General features: G+C 38.2%; 17 protein-coding genes. 11 read left to right on the top strand and 6 right to left on the bottom strand.

Going from position 1 to position 19,982, the window contains the following annotated elements:
• Both HX062_RS15365 and HX062_RS15360 read left to right on the top strand, forming a co-directional pair.
• Nucleotides 1-250, top strand: a 250-nt coding sequence (locus tag HX062_RS15365) for a hypothetical protein (protein WP_286468017.1), incomplete at its 5' end; no start/stop codon positions are given.
• 363 nt (nt 251-613) lie between these two features.
• Nucleotides 614-2,128, top strand: coding sequence for a T9SS type B sorting domain-containing protein (locus HX062_RS15360; protein ID WP_502888514.1), 1,515 nt, complete (start codon nt 614-616; stop codon nt 2,126-2,128).
• A 792-nt stretch (nt 2,129-2,920) separates the two neighbouring features.
• On the opposite strand, the gene HX062_RS15355 is transcribed toward HX062_RS15360, so the two are convergent.
• Both HX062_RS15355 and HX062_RS15350 read right to left on the bottom strand, forming a co-directional pair.
• On the bottom strand, nt 2,921-3,679 hold the full coding sequence (locus tag HX062_RS15355; RefSeq protein WP_286468014.1) for a TIGR02757 family protein: 759 nt from the start codon (nt 3,677-3,679) through the stop codon (nt 2,921-2,923).
• Between the two features lie 166 nt (nt 3,680-3,845).
• Nucleotides 3,846-4,508 carry an ABC transporter ATP-binding protein gene (locus HX062_RS15350; protein ID WP_182626601.1) on the bottom strand — a complete coding sequence of 221 codons (663 nt, stop codon included), beginning with the start codon at nt 4,506-4,508 and terminating at the stop codon, nt 3,846-3,848.
• Nucleotides 4,509-4,653: 145 nt separating this feature from the next.
• Here HX062_RS15350 and msrA point away from each other — a divergent pair, with 145 nt between their 5' ends.
• From msrA to HX062_RS15320, 6 genes are all read left to right on the top strand, one after another.
• On the top strand, nt 4,654-5,184 hold the full coding sequence (gene msrA / locus HX062_RS15345) for a peptide-methionine (S)-S-oxide reductase MsrA (RefSeq protein WP_182626600.1): 531 nt from the start codon (nt 4,654-4,656) through the stop codon (nt 5,182-5,184).
• A gap of 8 nt (nt 5,185-5,192) precedes the next feature.
• Nucleotides 5,193-5,489, top strand: a complete 297-nt coding sequence (locus tag HX062_RS15340; RefSeq protein ID WP_182626599.1) for a hypothetical protein — start codon at nt 5,193-5,195, stop codon at nt 5,487-5,489.
• Nucleotides 5,490-5,599: 110 nt separating this feature from the next.
• Entirely contained in the window at nt 5,600-6,013 is a 414-nt protein-coding gene (locus HX062_RS15335; protein ID WP_182626598.1) for a hypothetical protein, read from the top strand.
• A gap of 523 nt (nt 6,014-6,536) precedes the next feature.
• The gene (locus HX062_RS15330; protein WP_182626597.1) at nt 6,537-7,277 is read left to right on the top strand and encodes a sensor histidine kinase; all 741 of its coding nucleotides are present in this window, start codon (nt 6,537-6,539) and stop codon (nt 7,275-7,277) included.
• Nucleotides 7,243-7,953, top strand: coding sequence for a LytR/AlgR family response regulator transcription factor (locus HX062_RS15325; protein ID WP_286468013.1), 711 nt, complete (start codon nt 7,243-7,245; stop codon nt 7,951-7,953). The genes HX062_RS15330 and HX062_RS15325 overlap by 35 nt, the downstream gene beginning before the upstream one ends.
• Nucleotides 7,954-8,069: 116 nt before the next feature.
• Entirely contained in the window at nt 8,070-10,337 is a 2,268-nt protein-coding gene (locus tag HX062_RS15320; RefSeq protein ID WP_286468011.1) for a cation:proton antiporter, read from the top strand.
• Nucleotides 10,338-10,413: 76 nt separating this feature from the next.
• Here HX062_RS15320 and mdtD read toward each other — a convergent pair whose 3' ends face one another.
• Nucleotides 10,414-11,823, bottom strand: a complete 1,410-nt coding sequence (gene mdtD / locus HX062_RS15315) for a multidrug transporter subunit MdtD (RefSeq protein WP_286468010.1) — start codon at nt 11,821-11,823, stop codon at nt 10,414-10,416.
• Nucleotides 11,824-11,968: 145 nt separating this feature from the next.
• A complete protein-coding gene (locus tag HX062_RS15310) occupies nt 11,969-12,547 on the bottom strand; it encodes an anthranilate synthase component II (RefSeq protein ID WP_286468009.1) in 579 nt (192 codons plus the stop codon).
• A gap of 39 nt (nt 12,548-12,586) precedes the next feature.
• Between HX062_RS15310 and HX062_RS15305 the strand changes: the two genes are divergently transcribed.
• Entirely contained in the window at nt 12,587-13,555 is a 969-nt protein-coding gene (locus tag HX062_RS15305) for an aminodeoxychorismate synthase component I (protein WP_286468018.1), read from the top strand.
• Nucleotides 13,556-13,719: 164 nt separating this feature from the next.
• Here HX062_RS15305 and HX062_RS15300 read toward each other — a convergent pair whose 3' ends face one another.
• On the bottom strand, nt 13,720-15,246 hold the full coding sequence (locus HX062_RS15300) for a hypothetical protein (protein ID WP_286468008.1): 1,527 nt from the start codon (nt 15,244-15,246) through the stop codon (nt 13,720-13,722).
• 206 nt (nt 15,247-15,452) lie between these two features.
• Between HX062_RS15300 and HX062_RS15295 the strand changes: the two genes are divergently transcribed.
• Nucleotides 15,453-16,271 carry a helix-turn-helix domain-containing protein gene (locus HX062_RS15295; RefSeq protein WP_182626591.1) on the top strand — a complete coding sequence of 273 codons (819 nt, stop codon included), beginning with the start codon at nt 15,453-15,455 and terminating at the stop codon, nt 16,269-16,271.
• 96 nt (nt 16,272-16,367) lie between these two features.
• Here HX062_RS15295 and HX062_RS15290 read toward each other — a convergent pair whose 3' ends face one another.
• Nucleotides 16,368-17,099 (bottom strand): helix-turn-helix transcriptional regulator, encoded by a 732-nt coding sequence (locus HX062_RS15290; RefSeq protein WP_286468007.1) that lies wholly within the window; start codon nt 17,097-17,099, stop codon nt 16,368-16,370.
• 267 nt (nt 17,100-17,366) lie between these two features.
• Here HX062_RS15290 and HX062_RS15285 point away from each other — a divergent pair, with 267 nt between their 5' ends.
• The gene (locus HX062_RS15285) at nt 17,367-19,754 is read left to right on the top strand and encodes a TonB-dependent receptor domain-containing protein (RefSeq protein ID WP_286468006.1); all 2,388 of its coding nucleotides are present in this window, start codon (nt 17,367-17,369) and stop codon (nt 19,752-19,754) included.
• The last annotated feature ends 228 nt before the right edge of the window (nt 19,755-19,982 follow it).

Here is a 19,982-nt window from a genome sequence, read left to right as displayed (position 1 = left end):
GCAACGAACAACGAGCAACGAACAACGAGCAACGAACAACGAGCAACGAACAACGAGCAACGAACAACGAGCAACGAACAACGAGCAACGAACAACGAGCAACGAACAACGAGCAACGAACAACGAGCAACGAACAACGAGCAACGAACAACGAGCAACGAACAACGAGCAACGAGCAACGAACAACGAGCAACGAACAACGAGCAACGAACAACGAGCAACGAACAACGAGCAACGAGCGACGAGCTAGAAAGAATATTATAAAACAGATTTTATTTTTTGTTAAAATTAACATATATTTATAGCTTATCTATTAAACCAGGAACCTATGAGATATTTTTCTTGCGTCGTCGTTTTCTTTAGTTTTTATATCCATACTTTGTATGGGCAGCAAAATTTAGTATTGAACCCTAGTTTTGAAGATGTGAATGAGGAAGCATTAAGTTGTGATACTTATTCTTCTTCTCAAGAGTTTGAAAGTGCTATTAATTTTTGGAAATGCCCAAATCCAACATCTGATATTTTTCATACAAGTTTACCAGAATACTGCAATTCAAACCCCAATTATTCAGTTTTAACTAATAGGTATCAAATGCCTAGAACGGGTAATGCTATGACTGGTTTTTCGTCTTATATGATAGATGATCCTGATATTTTTCCCGCAACAGAAAGTATTGAAGGTCAGTTAAGTGCGTCTTTGGTTGAAGGTAATACATATAGAGTAAGGTTTTATGTTTTATTAGCAGATTTATCTGAAATAGCATCCAATAATATTGGTATAAAATTCTTTAGTGAATCATATAGTGAAAGAAGTGAAAGTATTTCTAGAGGTGATACAGATGCAAATTATACACAGGTAATTACAGACAAGGAAAACTGGCATTTGATTGAATTAGAATTTACTCCTCAAATTTCGGATTTAAAGTATTTTATAATTGGTAATTTTTTCTCTGGTTCAGAAACTCTGATTGAAGTTTTTAATCCTTTAGGCGGTGGTTTATTCGCCTATTATTTTATTGATGATGTTTCAATAGAAAATATTTCTCCTCCTACTTTTGAAATATTTGGACCGTTTTGCAAGGGAAGTACTTTTATTTTACCAGAACAATCAGAAAATGGTCATACAGGTCGTTGGTCGCCTGCAGTTAATAACCAAGAAACAACAACCTATACTTTTACCCCTGATAATCCTGATGTTAACCCTGTAACTTTAACCGTTGAGATAATAGAACCTCATATAGAGCCTATTTTTAATCTAGAAACAACAGTATGTAACGGAACAACAATTATTTTACCCAATGTTTCAGAAAATGGAATAGCAGGTACATGGTTTCCTGAACCAAATAACCAAGAAACAACGACGTATACGTTTACCCCTGAAGCAGGTTCTTGTGCGTTAGAAGCTTCTATTACCATAGAAGTAGTCGATATACTAATCCCTGAGTTTACTCTTTCTTCTTTTATCTGTGAAGGAAGTGCGTTGGTTTTACCAGAATTATCAAATAATGGAATTTCTGGTATTTGGACACCTGCTATTAACAACCAGCAAACAACGACATACACTTTTACCCCAGTAGGGCATGATTGTGCTGTACCTATAAAAGCAACAGTAGAAGTTAAACGAATCGATACTCCTTTATTGAATTCCTATTGTGCCAAAAATGAGCTTTATGTTGAAGTTGTTCATCCAGATTTAGAAAATCAATTTCAGTGGCAGATTAACGGTATAGCCATTGAGGAATTGTCTCCAACGATTCGATTGACTAAATATGCTACTTTACTACATGATAATCAAAATAGAGTAACAGTAAGCATGACCAATACTTCAGGTTGTGTTAGCACGAACACAATCGAAATTGAAAACAAAAATCTTTGTTTAATTCCCAAAGGTATTTCCCCTCAGGGTGATGGATTAAATGACACCTTTGATATCAGCCATTTTGGAGGAGTTTCTCTTCAAATTTTCAATCGCTATGGGATGAAAGTGTATGAGAAGAAAAACTACAAGAATGAATGGTTTGGACAAACAAATTCGAGTACTACACTATTGCCTAGTGGAACGTATTTTTATCAGATTATAACCCATAGAGGAGAAAATCATACGGGTTGGGTGCAGTTGGTGTATTAGGAGGCGCGGTTTGTTTTTTGCGCGGTTTGTTTTTTGCGCGGTTCGCACGGTTTGTTTATTTTCTTCATTTGTAAGATAATTATGCTTTACAACGAACAACGAACAACGAGCAACGAACAAAGAGCAACGAACAACGAGCGATGAGCGACGAGCGACGAGCAACGAGCGACGAGCAAAGAACAACAAAATCTATGCGGTTTATCTCACCGAGCTTATATTTTGTTTTGGTGTTCGATGAATCTACACTTCGTTACGATTTTCAGTTCGTTACGATTTGTTTTTTGCGCGGTTTGTTTTTTGCGCGGTTCGCACGGTTTGTTAAATCTCTTCATTTGTAAGATAATTGTGCTTTACAACGAACAACGAACAACGAACAACGAACAACGAACAACGAACAACGAACAACGAGCGACGAGCGACGAGCGACGAGCAAAAAAATCTGTGCGGTTTGTTTTTTGCGCGGTTTGTTAAATCTCTTCATTTGTAAGATAATTGTGCTTTACAACGAGCGACGAGCGACGAGCGACGAGCAAAGAAATCTGTGCGGAGTATCTCACCTATTTTATATTTTGTTTTGGTGTTCGATGAATCTACGCTACGCTACGATTTGTTAAATCTCTTCATTTGTAAGATAATTGTGCTTTACAACGAACAACGAACAACGAACAACGAGCGACGAGCGACGAGCAACGAGCAAAGAGCAACAAAATCTATGCGGTGTATCTCACCTAGTTTATATTTTGTTTTGGTGTTCGATGAATCTACACTTCGTTACGATTTCCCCTCACCTTTTTAAAATTTCTCAATCGCACCTAATCCAAACAGCGCAAAATCGTATTTTACAGGATCAATAGGATCCAATTCACCCAAAGCCGTATCCAATTCCAATAGCGCTTTGGCATCGTTTTGGGTGCGTTTTAAAATGCCTAGTTTACGGGCCATATTGCCTGAATGTACATCGAGTGGACAAGATAACTCACTAGGAGATACGCCTTTCCAGATGCCAAAATCAACACCGGCATTGTCGTTTCTCACCATCCACCTCAAGTACATATTTATTCGCTTTGCAGCTGAACCTTTTAACGGGTCTGAAATGTGTTTTTGGGTACGCGATTGGTGTTGAATTTCAAAGAATATCGTTTTAAACTTCGAGATACGCTCTTGTAGGGGGAAAGACGTATCACTAAATACAGCTTCTAAGCCTCCGTGGTTGAGGTATATGTGTTGCAAAGCCTGGATAAAAGTAACGAAATCCGTACTGTTAAAAGTGCGGTGTACAAAGCCTTCTAAAGCGTCTAAATGATCTTCATTGTGATTCATGACGAAATCATAGGGAGAATTACCCATGAGTTCCATCATCTTATGCGCATTTTTGATGATCATCCTGCGATTGCCCCAAGCGATGGTTGCACTTAAGAAACCAGCAATCTCGATATCTTCTTTTTGGGTGTATAAATGAGGAATTTGTACAGGATCATCCACAATAAAAGAGGGATTGTTGTACAACACTACCTTTTCGTCTAAAAATTCTTTGAGCTCTGTTTGATTCATAAAGACAAAGCTAGGGAATTATTGGCAGGAATAACTATAGTTTGCAGAATGAAGTGATCAAATACTACTGTAGCCAAAATAAACACCACAGACTCCGTCAGGCTAAAAGCGGCGGAATACATAAAGAAAATACAAGCTGTTGAAAAAAGACGGCTAATATAGCGTCTTACGGGTTGATTACCCCATCAGTCATGACCAATTTGCGGTCAGCCATATCGGCTAATTCCTCGTTGTGGGTCACGATTACAAAAGTTTGATTAAACTCATCTCTGAGTTGAAAGAAGAGATTGTGTAGGTTTTCGGCTGTTTTGGTATCTAAATTTCCAGAAGGTTCATCAGCAAAAATCACTTTGGGTTTGTTGATCAACGCTCGGGCCACGGCGACGCGTTGTTGTTCTCCACCCGAGAGTTCGGATGGGTAGTGATGAGCACGTGGAGACACGCCCAAATAGTCCAATAATTTTTTAGCCTCTTCTTCCGTTTCTTTTCTGTCTTTCCCTGCGATATAGGCAGGAATACACACGTTTTCTAAGGCGTTAAATTCTGGAAGCAATTGGTGAAATTGAAAGATAAATCCCAGGTTGAGGTTTCTAAATTTAGAAATTTCCTTATCGTTTAATTTCAACACATCTGTATCATGGATAAAGAGCGAGCTATTGGGCTGAATAGTAGGTTTATCCAATGTCCCTAAGATTTGAAGTAGCGTTGTTTTTCCAGCACCGGAAGCGCCGACAATCGAAATGATTTCTCTTTCTTTGATGTGAAGATCAACACCCTTTAAAACCTCTAGTTGGTCATAAGATTTTCTAATATTCGTTGCTCGTATCATACTGTTGTTTTTGATCGGCTACAAATTAACAATGTTTTGTTCAATTAAAAATTAAAAAGAGAAAAATATTTTAAATCTACCTAGATTTCCCGCTATAATTGATAACTTAGACTTCTGAAATGTATGAGATAAAAGTAAAAAGTAGATGAAAAAAGCGATAGTAGCTGGCGGTTGTTTCTGGTGTACAGAAGCCGTATTTAAGCGTTTAAAAGGCGTCACAGCAGTATTACCTGGATATATTGGCGGCAAAAATGAAAACCCAACCTATGAGCAAGTGTGTACGGGGGAGACTGGACATGCTGAGGCGATAGAAATTACCTATAATGACAATGAAGTAAGTTATACAGAATTGTTGGAGATCTTTTTTGCGACGCATAATCCGACCACATTAAACCGACAAGGGGAGGATGTAGGTACGCAATACAGAAGTGAGATTTTCTACCTCGATGAGGCCCAAAAGCAAGCAGCAGAGGAGTATATTGGAATTTTGAGGGACGAAAAAGTATTTGATCAACCGATTGTGACCCGCGTGAGTCCTGCTTCAACCTTTTATGTTGCCGAAGATTACCACAAGAATTACTTTGAACGCAAAGGGACAGAGAATCCGTATTGCCAGCTGGTTGTAAAACCAAAGGTTGATAAATTTGAACAGAAGTACTCAGCCAAACTCAAATAATACACTACATGACCCAAGAAGAACAAGTGCGCGCTAGTCAAATCAAAAGAAGACAACTTATTACAGGTTTATTCCTTGACCTCCTTGGAATGGCGAGTTATTTGTTGCCGGGAATAGGTGAATTTACGGACCTGATTTGGGCGCCCATCTCCGCTTTTATTCTAGCGAAAATGTACCCAGGAAAAATCGGAAAAGTAGGGGCTATCGTCAATTTTATTGAGGAACTTGCTCCAGGAATAGATATTATTCCAACCTTTACCTTAACTTGGGTATACACCTATTACTTTCAGAAGAAAAGTTTCTAATAAATAGTGTTTTTTATTTTGTTAAAATCATAAATTTTTCTTAACTTTAAAGTGCTTTCTTTAGATGAGGAAGAAGTGAAAAAGGATTGATTAACTATAAACCATATTTTATGAGAAACTTAATTGTGATTATTTGTAGCATTTTCTTATTTGTTAGTTGTAAAGAAACAAAAAACAGTAGGGCTTTGGGGGATGAGAATGCAGGAAAGACATTAATAGGATGGTACTATTATAATTTAGGAGAAGAAAAGTATGATGATTTGAAGCAATATTTAGATGAGGATTTCTTTAAAACTACAACAGAAGAAGCGTTTTTTACAAAGTTGAAACAACGTGAAGGCGAGCTAGGACACATAGTAAAAGCTGTTTTTAAAGAAGGTGATATGACAGAGGAGAACAAAAAAGAAAAAATTAAAGAGTTTGAATTTGAATATGACGTTCAATACGAAAAAAAGACTACAGTTGAAAAATTCAAACTAATTAAAAGAGGAGACGAGTTTAAGATCGCTAAAATTGATTTTTAAACCGATATACGTATAAAGTACAACAGTGTACTTCCGAAAAAGAGGGTGTCCCAAAAGGGCACCCTCTTTGTTTGGTATAAAAGCCTGTTCACGGGTTGTAATCAAGGAGGTTGCCCTATCCTTGCTCTTCGTTTTCTTTTATATAACAGCGTAGTCCATGTATGCTGCGTCCATAGTGTGTCTATTAAAACAAGGCTTTTTAATAGACACACTATGGACGCATTATGGACACACTATGGACTCATTACCTAGAAATCTGGTCTGATACTTTGTCTCGTCCTGATATAGCTGTACGGTTCTTGTTTATCATCCTGTTCTCTACTATAGCATTGATCCTTTTTTACTCCTGAGATAAGAGCGTAATTTACCAATAAAGCCGTACATTTGTTTGTTGTTAAACGAAAGGGATAGCCACCTGTTGATTCTCCTTTTGTTTAATCAAAGTGTAGGTAAACCTACCAATTGTGAAGGAAGGCCAAAGCTGAAAGCACCTAAAAACCGAAAGCTCTACTAAAACAAGGTTATGGAATATTTGTATCTATTCATCATTGTTCTCCTGTTAGCCGTGATTGGCATTCTGTTGTATTTTTTACTCAATTACAACAAACAACGCGTTGCTTTTGAGAAGGAAAAAGAATTATTTGACACCAAATTGAGGTATTTACAATTAGAAAATCTCGAATCGAGGTTAGATCCCCACTTGTTTAAAAATATTTTAAACTCCATTCAGTCTCACGCCTATCAAACGTATTACGCCCTGGATAAGATGGCGGGAGTTTTGGATTATATCTTATACGATAGCCAGCGCAAACTCGTTACGCTCAAAGAAGAACACGAATTTGCAATGCGTTTGATTGACATCAACAAGATTAAGCTCAATCCGTTGTTTCGTTTGGACGTTCGCTCAAATATAGGCGAAGTAGAAGTGCTGTATACCGAAGATTTAGTTGCCCCATTAATCTGTGTTGAACTTATTGAAAACGCATTTAAACACGCAGATTTAACAGGAAATGATGCTTTTATTTCCATTTTGTTTAAATTAAAAAAAGGGCAGTTTGATTTAGTGGTTTCCAATAAGAAATCCTCCAAAGGATCACTGCGAAAAGAAAAAGGAGGGTATGGACTTTCCGCCTTGCGTGAACGCCTGCATTTGATCTATGGTCCATACTATAAATTAGAAAAATCAGAAGATGACCAAGTGCATTCTATGCATCTAAAAATTAATTTGAATGAATTCAAAACTAAAATGTATACTCTTAGATGATGAGTTATTAGGACTGAAATACTTAAAGATGCTATGCGAGCAAATTGCTGAGATAGAAGTTGTTAAAGTATTTGATGATCCTGTTTCTTTTGTAGAAGAAGCTCCTACTTTAGATTTTGATGTGGCTATTCTCGATATTAATATGCCGGGGATGGACGGGTTAAGTGTGGCTCAACTATTGACCAATAAAGGGGTGATTTTTGTCACTGCTTATAAGGAATATGCCTTGGAAGCCTTTGAGGTAGACGCCATTGACTATATCGCCAAGCCCATTAAGAAGGAGCGTCTACAGCGTGCAGTACAAAAGGCGATGCGTCAGTTGAAACCTGTGGAGCTCAATGCGTCTTTAACGATTAATTCTAACAAGGGTAAGGCTATCTTGCAATTTGAGGATATTCTTTATATCAAGACCTGTGAAAGTGATGGACGTGATAAGGAGATCTTTCTCGAGGGAGATCAACAGCTAATTGCAAAGAATATATCCCTGGATAAACTGGTGGAAGTTTTACCCGCAGCCAAGTTTTGTCGCATTAATAAACGCGAAATTATTGCCCTTAAAATTGTGCGTTTCTTTGGGCATGATCTCATTACCACCCAGCTTTTAACCGAGCAAGGAAAACCGCTCGAACTCACCTTAGGGGTGACCTTTAAGACCGATTTCTTGGACAAGATTTAATTTCGTTACAAGAATTTAGCGTTTCATTACAAGAAAGCTTGTTTTCAACCCAGTAGAGTGGTTTGATGTTTATACTATGTAGACTTTTGTCTTCGAAATAATAAACCTCAACCATTATGTCAAAATATAGGAATTCCCTCCTTTATGTCTCTATTATCGGTGGATGTACGGCACTAATTTATTGGGTTGTCACCCAAGGATCAAAATTAGAAGTAGGTACAAAAGCGATTGTTTCCGAAAGTACAGCCTGGGAAAACTTTATAAAAACCTTAGTTCACAACCTTGAAAGCCCGTTAGCCTTACTTTTAGCACAAATTGTGACCATTGTATTGGTGGCGCGTATTTTTGGATGGATTTGTAAAAAAATCGGACAACCAGCTGTGATTGGTGAAATTATCGCTGGTATTGCCTTAGGACCCTCTCTAGTAGGAACGTATTTTCCGGAGTTTTCCGAGGTGATGTTCCCCGTTCAGTCGTTGGGTAATTTGAGCTTTTTAAGCCAGATCGGTTTAATTCTCTTCATGTTTGTCATCGGAATGGAACTAGACCTCAAAATACTCAAAAACAAAGCGCATGATGCAGTCTTAATTAGTCACGCAAGTATTGTCATCCCCTTTGCCTTGGGAATGGCTTTAGCCTACTACATTTTCGAATCTTTTGCTCCTGACGGTATAGACTTTCTCTCCTTTGGCTTATTTCTAGGTATCTCCATGAGTATTACCGCCTTTCCCGTACTGGCGCGTATTGTACAAGAACGAGGCCTACAAAAGACCAAAATAGGCACGATTGTTATTACCTGTGCTGCAGCAGATGATATTACTGCTTGGTGTATTTTGGCCGCTGTCATTGCGATTGTACAAGCAGGTAGTTTTGTAAGTTCACTTTATATCATCGGACTGGCTATTATATACGTAATTGTGATGCTTAAGCTCGTTCGTCCTTTCTTGGCGCGCATTGCAAAATATCAAGGAAGTAGTAAAATACTGACCAAGGGAACCGTAGCTATCTTTTTGCTGACTTTAATTATTTCTGCTTATTGTACAGAAGTAATTGGGATTCACGCTTTATTCGGTGCTTTTATGACGGGAGCCATCATGCCTGATAATATGAAATTTAGAACCATATTTATCGAAAAAGTAGAAGATGTTGCTGTTGTACTATTCTTGCCCTTATTCTTCGTCTATACAGGATTGCGCACAGAGATTGGATTGCTCAACGAACCGTATTTGTGGAAAATAACAGGCTTAATCATTTTAGTTGCCACTGTAGGAAAGTTTGTCGGTAGCGCGATCACGGCAAAGTTTGTCGGAATAAATTGGCGGGATAGCTTGACCATTGGCGCCTTGATGAATACCCGTGGTTTAATGGAGCTGATTGTGCTAAATATAGGGTTTGACTTAGGTGTAATGACTGGCGAAGTATTTGCTATGATGGTCATTATGGCACTAGCAACCACCTTTATGACAGGTCCTCTTTTAGATCTAATCGCCAAAGTATTTGGACCATTAGGCGATGAGCCTCAACACAAGGGCGTGGTCATAGGAAAATATCAAGTGTTTTTGTTCTTTGAAAATAAGTTGAGTTTGGCGCCATTGATGAAGCTAGCCAATGCCTTCACGGGAAAATCTAGTGCAGATACACGTATTACTGCGATGCATATGATTGATAGTGAGGAACTCAACTCGTTTAATACCCAAGATTATGAGGAGGACATCTTTGAGGCGGTACAAGAGCAGTCCACCGAAATGGACCAAGAAGTACAAACGTATTACAAAGTGTCCAACGACATTGAAAGTGATGTGGTAAACCTGGTACATCAAGAAACCTGTGATTTACTGTTGATTGAAATGGGATATTCGATTTACCGCGGTTCAGTACTCGGAAATATTTTGGGGTTTACCACGCGAATAATAAATCCCGATGTGTTGTTGAACAAGGTAACAGGACGGGAGAAATTGTTTGAAAATTCGTGGTTTAACGCCCGTACGCAACAGATCATGAACCGAACTAAAGTGCCATTGGGAATCTTAATCAACAAAGATTTTGAAAAAATGGATCACGTATTCTTGCCTATTTTTAGCAAAGGAGATTTAAAATTGTTGTCCTATGCACAAAAAATGATTCGCAATAATGAAGTGCAAGTGTCCATTTTAGATGCTACTGGGGAGTTGGAGAACCACACTGAATTTAAAGAAAACATAAGGCTAATTGAACAATACAAGCCCAATCATATTCGCATTGTAAGCAGTAAGGTGGTATCTAAGGAATTTATTGAAGAATTTGATTTGATGCTCATCACTTTAGACAGTTGGAAGAAGTTGGTTGAAACGAGAAGTATCTGGTTAAATCACGCGCCTTCTATGCTTCTGATGCAATCCTTATAACTAATTAGTTATGTTGTTTTATATTAATTTGCTGAAACCTCAAGCCCTTGGCTTGAGGTTTATTTTTTGATCCAGTTCATTCTTGGGGTCCCGATAAACTTGCCCCGTCATTTTTATTGAGTTTCATAAATACAACACTCGATAAGATCGTTAATGCGCCCATGACCAAAAACGTATAATTGAATACGGCTGTTGGATGCTCAGGGGTATCAAGAGAACTGTTTCGGAAGAGTTGCAAGAACATAGCTGAGATGGAAATACCCAAACTGATGGCTAATTGCTGTGTTACAGAAAGTAAGCTATTGGCATCACTAGAGGTAGTGTGATCTAAATCTGCCAAGGAGATGGTATTCATAGAGGTGAATTGTACCGCATTAAAGGCTCCGTTGCAGATCATCAAGAGGATGATAATGAAAAAAGGCGTATGTTCATTGACAAAGAAAAATAGGCTGATGAGGATTCCCGTGGCAATGGTGTTGAATACCAACGTCTTTTTGTAGCCAAAGCGCTTGACAATGGGCACGACAAAATTCCTCGATATCAAGTTAGATAAAGCTTGAGGAATCATCATTAACCCTGCGTAAAAAGCAGAGTAGCCAAAGCCAAGTTGCAAGAGCAGAGGAATCATCAGCGGCATACCACCGATACCAAAACGCGTTACTAGATTTCCGATAAGCCCAATATTCAACGTTTTAATTTTAAACAAGTCGAGCTTGATTAAAGGATGCGTACACTTTTTGGCATACCAGATATAGGCAACGATTAGCAGCAGGGCGAGCACAAAGAGGACGATCAGTTGAATTGGCCCAAGGCGAGGAGAATTCCAACGTTCAATAACCAAGGTAAGCATAGTTAGGCCACCGCTAAATAAGATCCAACCAATGAGGTCGAAGCGCTCCACCTTATTGGTAAAATTGGGGATAATACTTCGAGCCATCAAAATAGCAATAATACCAACGGGTAAATTGATGAGGAAGATCCAGTGCCAAGACAATTTTTCCACGAGAAAACCTCCAGCAGTAGGACCTAACATAGGACCGATTAAGGCGGGGATCGTAATGAAATTGATAATCTTGAGCAGTTGATCTTTGGGGTAGGCGTAAAGCAAGGTTAAACGCGCAACAGGCACCATCATTGAACCTCCAATTGCTTGAAATATACGAGCAAAAATCAATTCATTTAAAGTATTAGATAAGGCGCAAAAGAGAGAACCTAAAGAAAATAGTGCCACGGCAAGAATAAAAATGCGCTTGGTACCATAGCGATCGGCTAACCAACCACTCAGCGGAATTAGCAATGCAACCGTCAAGGTATAAGATACAATGATACTCTGCATCTCCAAGGGAGATTCACCTAAGCTTTTGGCAATTGAAGGAAGACCTGTATTGAGGATTGTCCCATCTAATGCCTGCATAAATATGGCTAAAGCACCGAGATAGGGGAGATATTTTTGGACTTTTGGGTCTTGTATTATTCCTGCTTCCATGTAAAAATTGCGTTTCTATTTAAAAAATGAATGTACCATTTTACATTTAGCTTCACAATATTTTGGCATAACATTTATGATTGTGAGCCAAAATGAAGTGCATTGTATTGCGTTTTCGAACGTTTAAATAAGGGAAGTAGTTGGTTTATTGTTCAATCCAGTTGGCGATCATTTGCCTTCCTGCTGTGGTGATATAAGACTCAGGGTGAAATTGAATTCCCCTGATATTTTTGGTTTGATGTCTGAATGCCATCAGCACATTATCGCTACTTACTGCGGTAATCAAAAGTTCTTTGGGAAAATCGCGCTGTGCTAGTGCCCAGGAGTGGTATAATCCGACTTGGGTTTTGTCAGCTATGTTTTGAAAGAGTAGATCAGGGGTAACCAGCTCTAATGAACGTGCCTGACCGTGAAATACTTGTTCCACATTGTAGAGGGTTGCCCCGTAATATTCGCCAATAGCCTGATGTCCCAAACACACCCCTAAAATGGGTTTATGATCTTCATAACGCGCCAAAATATCGAATAAAATTGGATAGGCTCGTGGCACATCGGGACCAGGAGATAGCACCAATTGATCGTAGCGCGCTAAATCGTCGAGCTTGACCTGATCACTATAAACCACAGTAACCGAACAAAGCGGGTGTTCATCAAATAGTTGATACAAATTGTAGGTAAATGAATCCCGATTGTCGATAATTATAATTTCCTTCTTTTGGCTCATAAACAATTTGTATTTTTGGCCTTCACTTTAGCATTAAACATGGGCATCAAAGATACAATTATCTCGAGTATGAATGAATTGGGCAAGGCAAGAAAACCCTTTTTATTTTTTGTCGATTACAAAGGAGAACACGGTCAAGTAATTCCCCTCGATGAATTGGATGCCGAAGAAATACGTTATCAATTTAACAATCAAACCAATAGCGATAAGCCTGCTGAGTCAGTTCAGCCTTTATTGCACTCCCAACCCCTTGCATTTGCTACCTATCAGCAAAAATTTGACCGTGTGATGCATCAAATACAAAAGGGAAATACGTATTTACTTAACCTGACCGTGTCAACGCCAATTACACTTGAGGGAACATTAAGCGATGTTTTTCACGCGAGTAAAGCCAAGTACAAATTGTGGATAAAAGATCAATTGGTTTGTTTTTCACCCGAAACATTCGTTCAAATTAAAGAAAATCGAATATACTCCTTCCCGATGAAGGGCACGATTGACGCTTCACTTCCTCAAGCTGAAGCGCAGCTGCTACAAGACGAAAAGGAAACGGCAGAACACTATACTATTGTCGATCTCATTCGCAACGATTTAAACCGAGTAGCTAAAAAGGTACAAGTTGATCGCTTTCGCTACCTCGATAAATTAAAGACATCTAAAGGAGAGTTGTGGCAAATGAGCTCACAAATTAGCGGGGATCTTCAACAAGGGTGGCAGGACAAGCTAGGTCATATACTCAGCGAGTTGTTGCCTGCAGGATCTATCACGGGATCTCCCAAAGAGAAAACAGTTCAAATTATCGAGGAGGTAGAAGGATATGACCGTAATTATTATACGGGTGTTTGTGGATTGTTCACGGGAGATGCTCTGGATACAGCTGTTATGATCCGCTTTATTGAACAACAAGGACAGCAGTTGTACTACAAGAGCGGTGGAGGAATTACTTTTGGCAGTGAGGCCCAAAAAGAATATGCAGAAATACTGCAAAAAATATACATCCCCCTATAGGCGTTCAACCGCTCAAGGGGAAGAGCATCGTTATTTTTCCTTTCTGTTTCCTACGGTAAAGCGAAAAAGAAAAAATCGAGCATAAAGAAAAGGAGCTTATAGGCTCCTTTTAGAAGACAGACGAAGTGAATGGGGACAAGCGTAGAATTTTGCACTATTTCTAGTCAATGCACTTCGAGGGTGGTAAAGAATTGTTGTAGTTGTTTTGCGGTGTTTTGATCGAGTACCAAATTGTATTTTTTTTCTTCCTTGTGATCCGCTGTATAATCAAATAGCAATGGATACAGCTGCTTGAACTGTAGGTGTAGGGTGGCGGCTTCTTTGTTTTGTGCATAAAGTGCCAAGTGCAACAACGTAGTTAGGTGTTTGGTTTTTGGTAAATAACGCAGGTGATGTAAGATATACAGCTGAAACTTTAGCACGAAGTATTTGTGTAACTGAGAGGTGCTGATAAAGGTTTCACTCGTTGAGCTTGCCCAGTCCGGTGATAGGAGGGCATAGGTTTTATCTGTGAGGATCTTTTCCTTAAAAGCAGCTAATTTATTGCCGATTACGGTACTTTTATGCCAGTGAATTTGAGGGTAATATCCGTTGGAATACACGCGGTTTTTGGATTTTAGTATTCCTTTAAAAAAAGAGGCGAAAAAATCAACGTTATCCTGTATATAGCAACGCGTATGAGCAAGAATCGTAAAGTGAACCCCTTCATCTTTCCTTGCTACTTCTTTGATGCACTGATACAGCGCTTTGGAAGGTTTTTTATGCGTTATAGCAAGCAAGTAATAGTGCTTCACTTGTTTATTCTGATGAATGTATAGCGTTTGGTGGAACTGATAAATCTCTTCAACTTCATGAGTATCGAGAAGAGGCAGTAGCTTTTCTTTGTATTTAAAGGAGTCGTTCTGTTTCTTTTTACTGCTTTTTTTGGGAGTGACCAAGGCTGTTTTTCGATCGATTTCAGCGAGAACCTCTTCTACAATTTGCTGTAGTTTTTTCTGTACTTTTTTTAGAGCAGAACTCCAGGTCATGTCCTGAGTAGCCTGACTGAGTAAGGTCAAATCCTCTAAGAGATAATAGGTTTGACTGTGGCGCTTTACAAAAAGCGTTTGCATTTGGGGGAGGATTCGCTCGAGGAGTAGCAGGCGTTTAGTAAAGGTATCCGCTGTATTTTTCACCCCAATTAGCAGGAGTTCTAATACTTCAAAGTTGTACTCTAGTGCTTTGAAATAAGCGAGTGTGCTCCCATTTATTTTAGAAGCCACAAAATCCTGACAGTAGGACGTTAACAAGGCTTGTTTTTCGCGATAAAGCCCAATAAACGAATCCATAGGATGAAATAACAGAGGCGGAAAAGGGCGGTCTTGACACTGATAGAGTAGGCGATCTTGAGATAGACTTGTTTTGAATAGGGTATTCCCCATAGTGCGATGGACGTTTAGATCTTGTTCATCGAGTAGAACAATCAAAACGTTGTGCGCTTTGTAAAGCGTATTGACATAAGCGGGCGGAAAGTGAATGCCTGCTTTTGTTTTATTGGGAACATACATCCAAAGGGCATGTAGCTGTTTCGAATCCCAAATAGGACCAAACCAAATCGTGTAACAGTGATTTTCACTGATGCAATTGTTCACTTTTTGTAGTAAATCGGAGGAAAATACGAGGGCTGATTGAAAATGTAGATTTGACTTCATAATAACGAATTTTAAAATATTTGAAATTTTAATATTTATAAGTAAATTTTGATTTTATTGCGTAATTAGTACTTATAATGTTTATTCTTTGTCGTTTTTTATTTATTTTTGTCTTTTAGATATAAAAACAAAGTTACGAACAATGTTTTTGGTTTTCCTAAATTATTACATATACAGTTCGTATATTTTTATTAAATTCTTTATATATGGATAAAATTCAGCGTATCAATGAAGCAATCAAATGGTTGGTTTTTGAAGGATTGGCTAAAAACCATACCGATTTAGCTCATAAATTAGGGTATAAAAAGTCTTCATTTTCTCAGATCATCAACGGAAGAGTAAATATTAGCACAAGTTTTATCAATAGGCTTGTGACTTTTGCTCCCATATTAAATCGTAAGTGGTTGCTCAACGGGGAAGGGAGTTTGTTTCTATCTCAGCCAAAAATTGTGCAGGAAGAGGTGCTCAAGGGGCATTTCAGAGGTATTAATTTACTGATGGAAAACGATGCCACCTATTGTTCAAAAAGTGAAATTCCCGAATTTTTATACAACAAACGCGGCAATACTTTTGTGTTTTACCAAGGAGGTAAAATGAACATTGAAGTTTTTAAAGTCCCGTTTTCCTCTCATAACACCTATATCAGCAGTTTTTCGGATGCCACTGCGTTGCGATCACACTTTGCCAGTGTAGATTTTAGCATTGATTATTTTGAGTTGGGCTACTATCAAGCCTTTGAGATTAGTGGAGATACCATGAATGGAGGTAATATTGAAGACACTCCAGATGGAGCAGAAGTACTCGCTAGAGAGATCAATAAAGATTTGTGGCAAGGGGGATTTAAGCCAACGAAGTATGGATTTATCCTAGTGACAAAGGATCATATTTTACATAAAGATATTACGAATTACAGTGAGAATACAGGGTTGTTGCAATTGTCAAGTCGCAATGTCAACTATGGGGTTATGGAATATCCCCTCGAAGAAGTCCTCCAAATTTTCCACGTAATCAAACGCTTTTTTTAAGCGCAGTCTGCTGTCGTACAAAACGCGAACGCCGTTTGTGTTTTGTAGGTGGCAAGACCCAAAGCAATCCTTTGTTAATAGTGGAAGGAAGGAGGACTACAGCAGTTTGTTTACAATCACATAGCGAATAGCCTGTGCTAGGGTATTGACTTGACATTTCTCCATAATCTTTCTGCGGTGAAATTTAATTGTATCTGGAGCAAGATAGAGCAAATCAGCTATTTCTTGGACTGTAAACCCTTGAATAGAAGCGTATAATACACTTAGTTCCTTAGGAGTAAAGCAGGGGCTTTTCTCAAGTTCCCAACACTGTTGTTGTACATTAAACCTCCAACAATGTGTACGCGTTTTCGTATAAACGGCTATATTTCCTGCTTCTTGTGCCGTAGAAAGCGAGGCCATACAGATGGACTTAGACAATCTTCCTGTCGAGCTTAGCTGCAAAGGAGTAATTTCCTGTCGGATCAATAGGTTTGGAATGTGTTGATGTATAAGGTGAAAGTCACACGACAACGTATAGTCTTTTTTGTATTCAGCCGACAGTGTATTAAAAAAGGCAAAACCCACTTTGCATACTTGACCTAACAACTCCTGTTCTTTTTCAGGCACACATCGTGTGTAAAAATTAAACCCCATGGCGTGTACTTCTTGAACACTATGGCCGGCTAAAAAAATAGGGTTGTCGGATATATACTCAAATTTTCTTTTCTCGTGATTTAAAATGTAGATGCTTTTATAGGTCATGCTAGTTAACGCTTGTATAATCTCAATAGAAGGGAGGTCTAGACCTTCTTGTCGCTTCTCTGTGTGGTCATGTTGATTGCTCATAAAAAGGATTTTAGGTTTAAAAATAATAGTAATGTGGGATTCTATGAATAGGTTGTTTCATTGTTATAAGCAATGGGTAATCACTATTCGAATATTGAAAGGCGAAAACTAAACCTATGCGTATTTTTTCGTCTCTTTCAAAAAACTACCCGTGAGGGTAGCGACTGAATAAAACCTCTTATGTATTTTAGATTTGTTGATTAAATAATTGGTAATCAGCTAATTGTTGTTTGGTTTTTATCTGTGAAGAACAAAAATATTTCTATTATGTATAACATATCTTCTTATTTTCTTCTGTGTTTGGTGTTTTGTTATCATGGGAGTTATGGACAGTCGTTTCGAGTGCAGGGACAAGTGGTTAATGCCCAAAGTCAACCCGTTGAATTTATGGATGTTTATCTCCACAATGATTGGCAATCTACAATGCCTCATACGTATACAGATAGTCTGGGATATTTTACTTTAGAAGCCGCTAAGGGTTCTTATGTTTTAGGCTTAGCTGAATTTGGTGTACAAAAGTACAGTCGTGATATTCAACTTACTCAGGATGTATATATGGGAAAGATTACAGTAGATCAAACGGTTCTGTTGGATAGTATTTTGATTCAAGCCAAGAAGAAGCTGATAGAACGCAAGGTGAATCGCTTGGTGTTTAACGTTGAAAATTCGGTTTCAGCAAGTGGTGGGGATGCTTTAGATGCTTTGAGAATAACGCCGAGTGTGCGTGTAAAGAACGATAATATAGCTTTAGCTGGTAAATCCAATGTAACGATATTGGTGGATGACAAGACTATTGCTCTTTCTGGCGAGGAGTTAATCCAATTTTTAAAAGGAATTGCTAGTGATAATATTAAAAGTATTGAAGTACTAACAGTTCCTCCTGCCAAATATAGTGCAGAAGGGGAAGGAGGATTGATTAATATAAAGTTGAAAAAATCAACGTTGGACAGCTGGAGTAACACAAGTAGAACGTCGTATACCCAAGGAACCTATCCTTTGTTTTCATTTGGAAATAATTTCAACTATCAAAAAGGAAAATGGAGCTTTTTAGTCGATGTTTCCAAGCTACAAAATAAGACAATTTACACCAATGACATACAGTATTACTATCCAACGGCTTATTGGAAGAATACAGTTTATAATCGAGTACACTACAATGGTTTTTCAAGTATAGTTAATATGGGATATGCCATCAGTGATAAGCGAAAAATAAGTGTGCAATATATGGGGAATAGCGCAACACCAGAAGTCGATGAAGAGGGAAATACGTTGATTTACCAACAAGAAAATGGGAGTTTACTAAACAGATTGCCCTCCGTTAGTCAAACATCAAATAAGAATAACAATCATGCTTTTTCGGCATCTTTGGTTACTCAAATAGATACGTTGGGTAAAAAGTATACCTTAGATGCCGATTATTTCGTGTATTCTTTTGATAAAGAGAGCAAACAAACAGCTGAAAAACGAAAGCGGGATGATGAGTTAGTTAGTACAACTTTGTTAAACAATAACAGTACACAACGGATTGAAAATTGGGCGACGCAACTTGATTTTGAACTTCCCTATACTTGGGCAACCTTAGAATTTGGCGCAAAACTGAGTATGACTAAAACGAATAGCACTCTTGCTATTAGCCTGGCTGAGGATCTACAGCCTCTCAATCAGCAAGAAGATCAATTTATGTATCGAGAAAATACACAAGCACTCTATTTTTCGGGTACTAAATCATGGGGAGAAAAATGGCAAGTAAAGGTAGGGTTACGCGCTGAGGCGACTCAAAATAAAGGCGATTCATTTAGTATGGATCAGACCCATAGGAATAAATATAGTAAATTATTCCCCACCGTGTATGTTTCCTATCAGCTAAACAGTAATCATGATGTTACGTTGAAATATAGCAAGCGAATAACACGTCCTCCTTATGGAAATTTGAATCCCGCTCGATGGTATCTCAATACGACGTCTTATGAAGAAGGAAATCCTTTTTTACAGCCAGCGTTCAATACGAATGTCGAATTGTCTCATTCCTATAACAAAAAACTCTCTACGACTTTGTCTTATACCCATACAACCAATGGATTTGGTCAATTAACCATTCACAATGAGGAGCACAATTTTCAGAAATTCGTTCGCCTAAATTACTATTCCGCTCATATTGCCAACCTAAACCTTTATACCAGTATAGATGTATTCCCCTGGTGGACCACTACATTGGAGTTCAATACTTTTTACACGGAAACAAATATACATACCATATACCTAAAACCGAAGTATAGCGGTTGGGGTGCTTATTTTATGAGTACGAGTAGTTTGACCCTCAATGCTGCCAAAACACTAACCGCTGAAATTAGTTATGAACAAGATTTTGCCTCCAAATATGCAGGAAATCGAATGAGTGCTAATGCTAATGTATCAGCAGGGATTAAGCTTTTGCTATTCGATAAAAAACTACAGTGTGTAGTAAATGCCAATAATATTTTGGGTACAGATCGCATGTTACTTTCGAATACTACTCAAAATGTATTTCAAACTTTCAAACAATATTATGACACACAGTATGTCCGATTCTCAGTGTCTTATTCGTTTGGGAACAAAAATATAAAGTTAAACCAACAACAAATAAGTAATGAAGAGGAAAGGGGGAGAGCGAATTAAGTGCAAATGTTGAAAGAGGATTTAACTATTTTTTTCTATAATGATGAAACTAAACCAATTAGTAAAGAAGCTGTTGGACTTAAAGTGTACACATTTTCATATTCTAGCGCAAATACTTTTGCGCTAAATGATACTAAAACAAGTTCAAAAATAACCCTAGGTGTAATTTTTTCGTCTCTTTCAAAAAACTACCCGTGAGGGTAGCAACTGAATAAAATCTCTTATGTA

Source organism: Myroides sp. DF42-4-2 (genome assembly GCF_030326445.1).
In the GTDB taxonomy this organism is placed as follows: domain Bacteria; phylum Bacteroidota; class Bacteroidia; order Flavobacteriales; family Flavobacteriaceae; genus Flavobacterium.
This window is presented reverse-complemented; position numbering and strand designations above follow the sequence as displayed.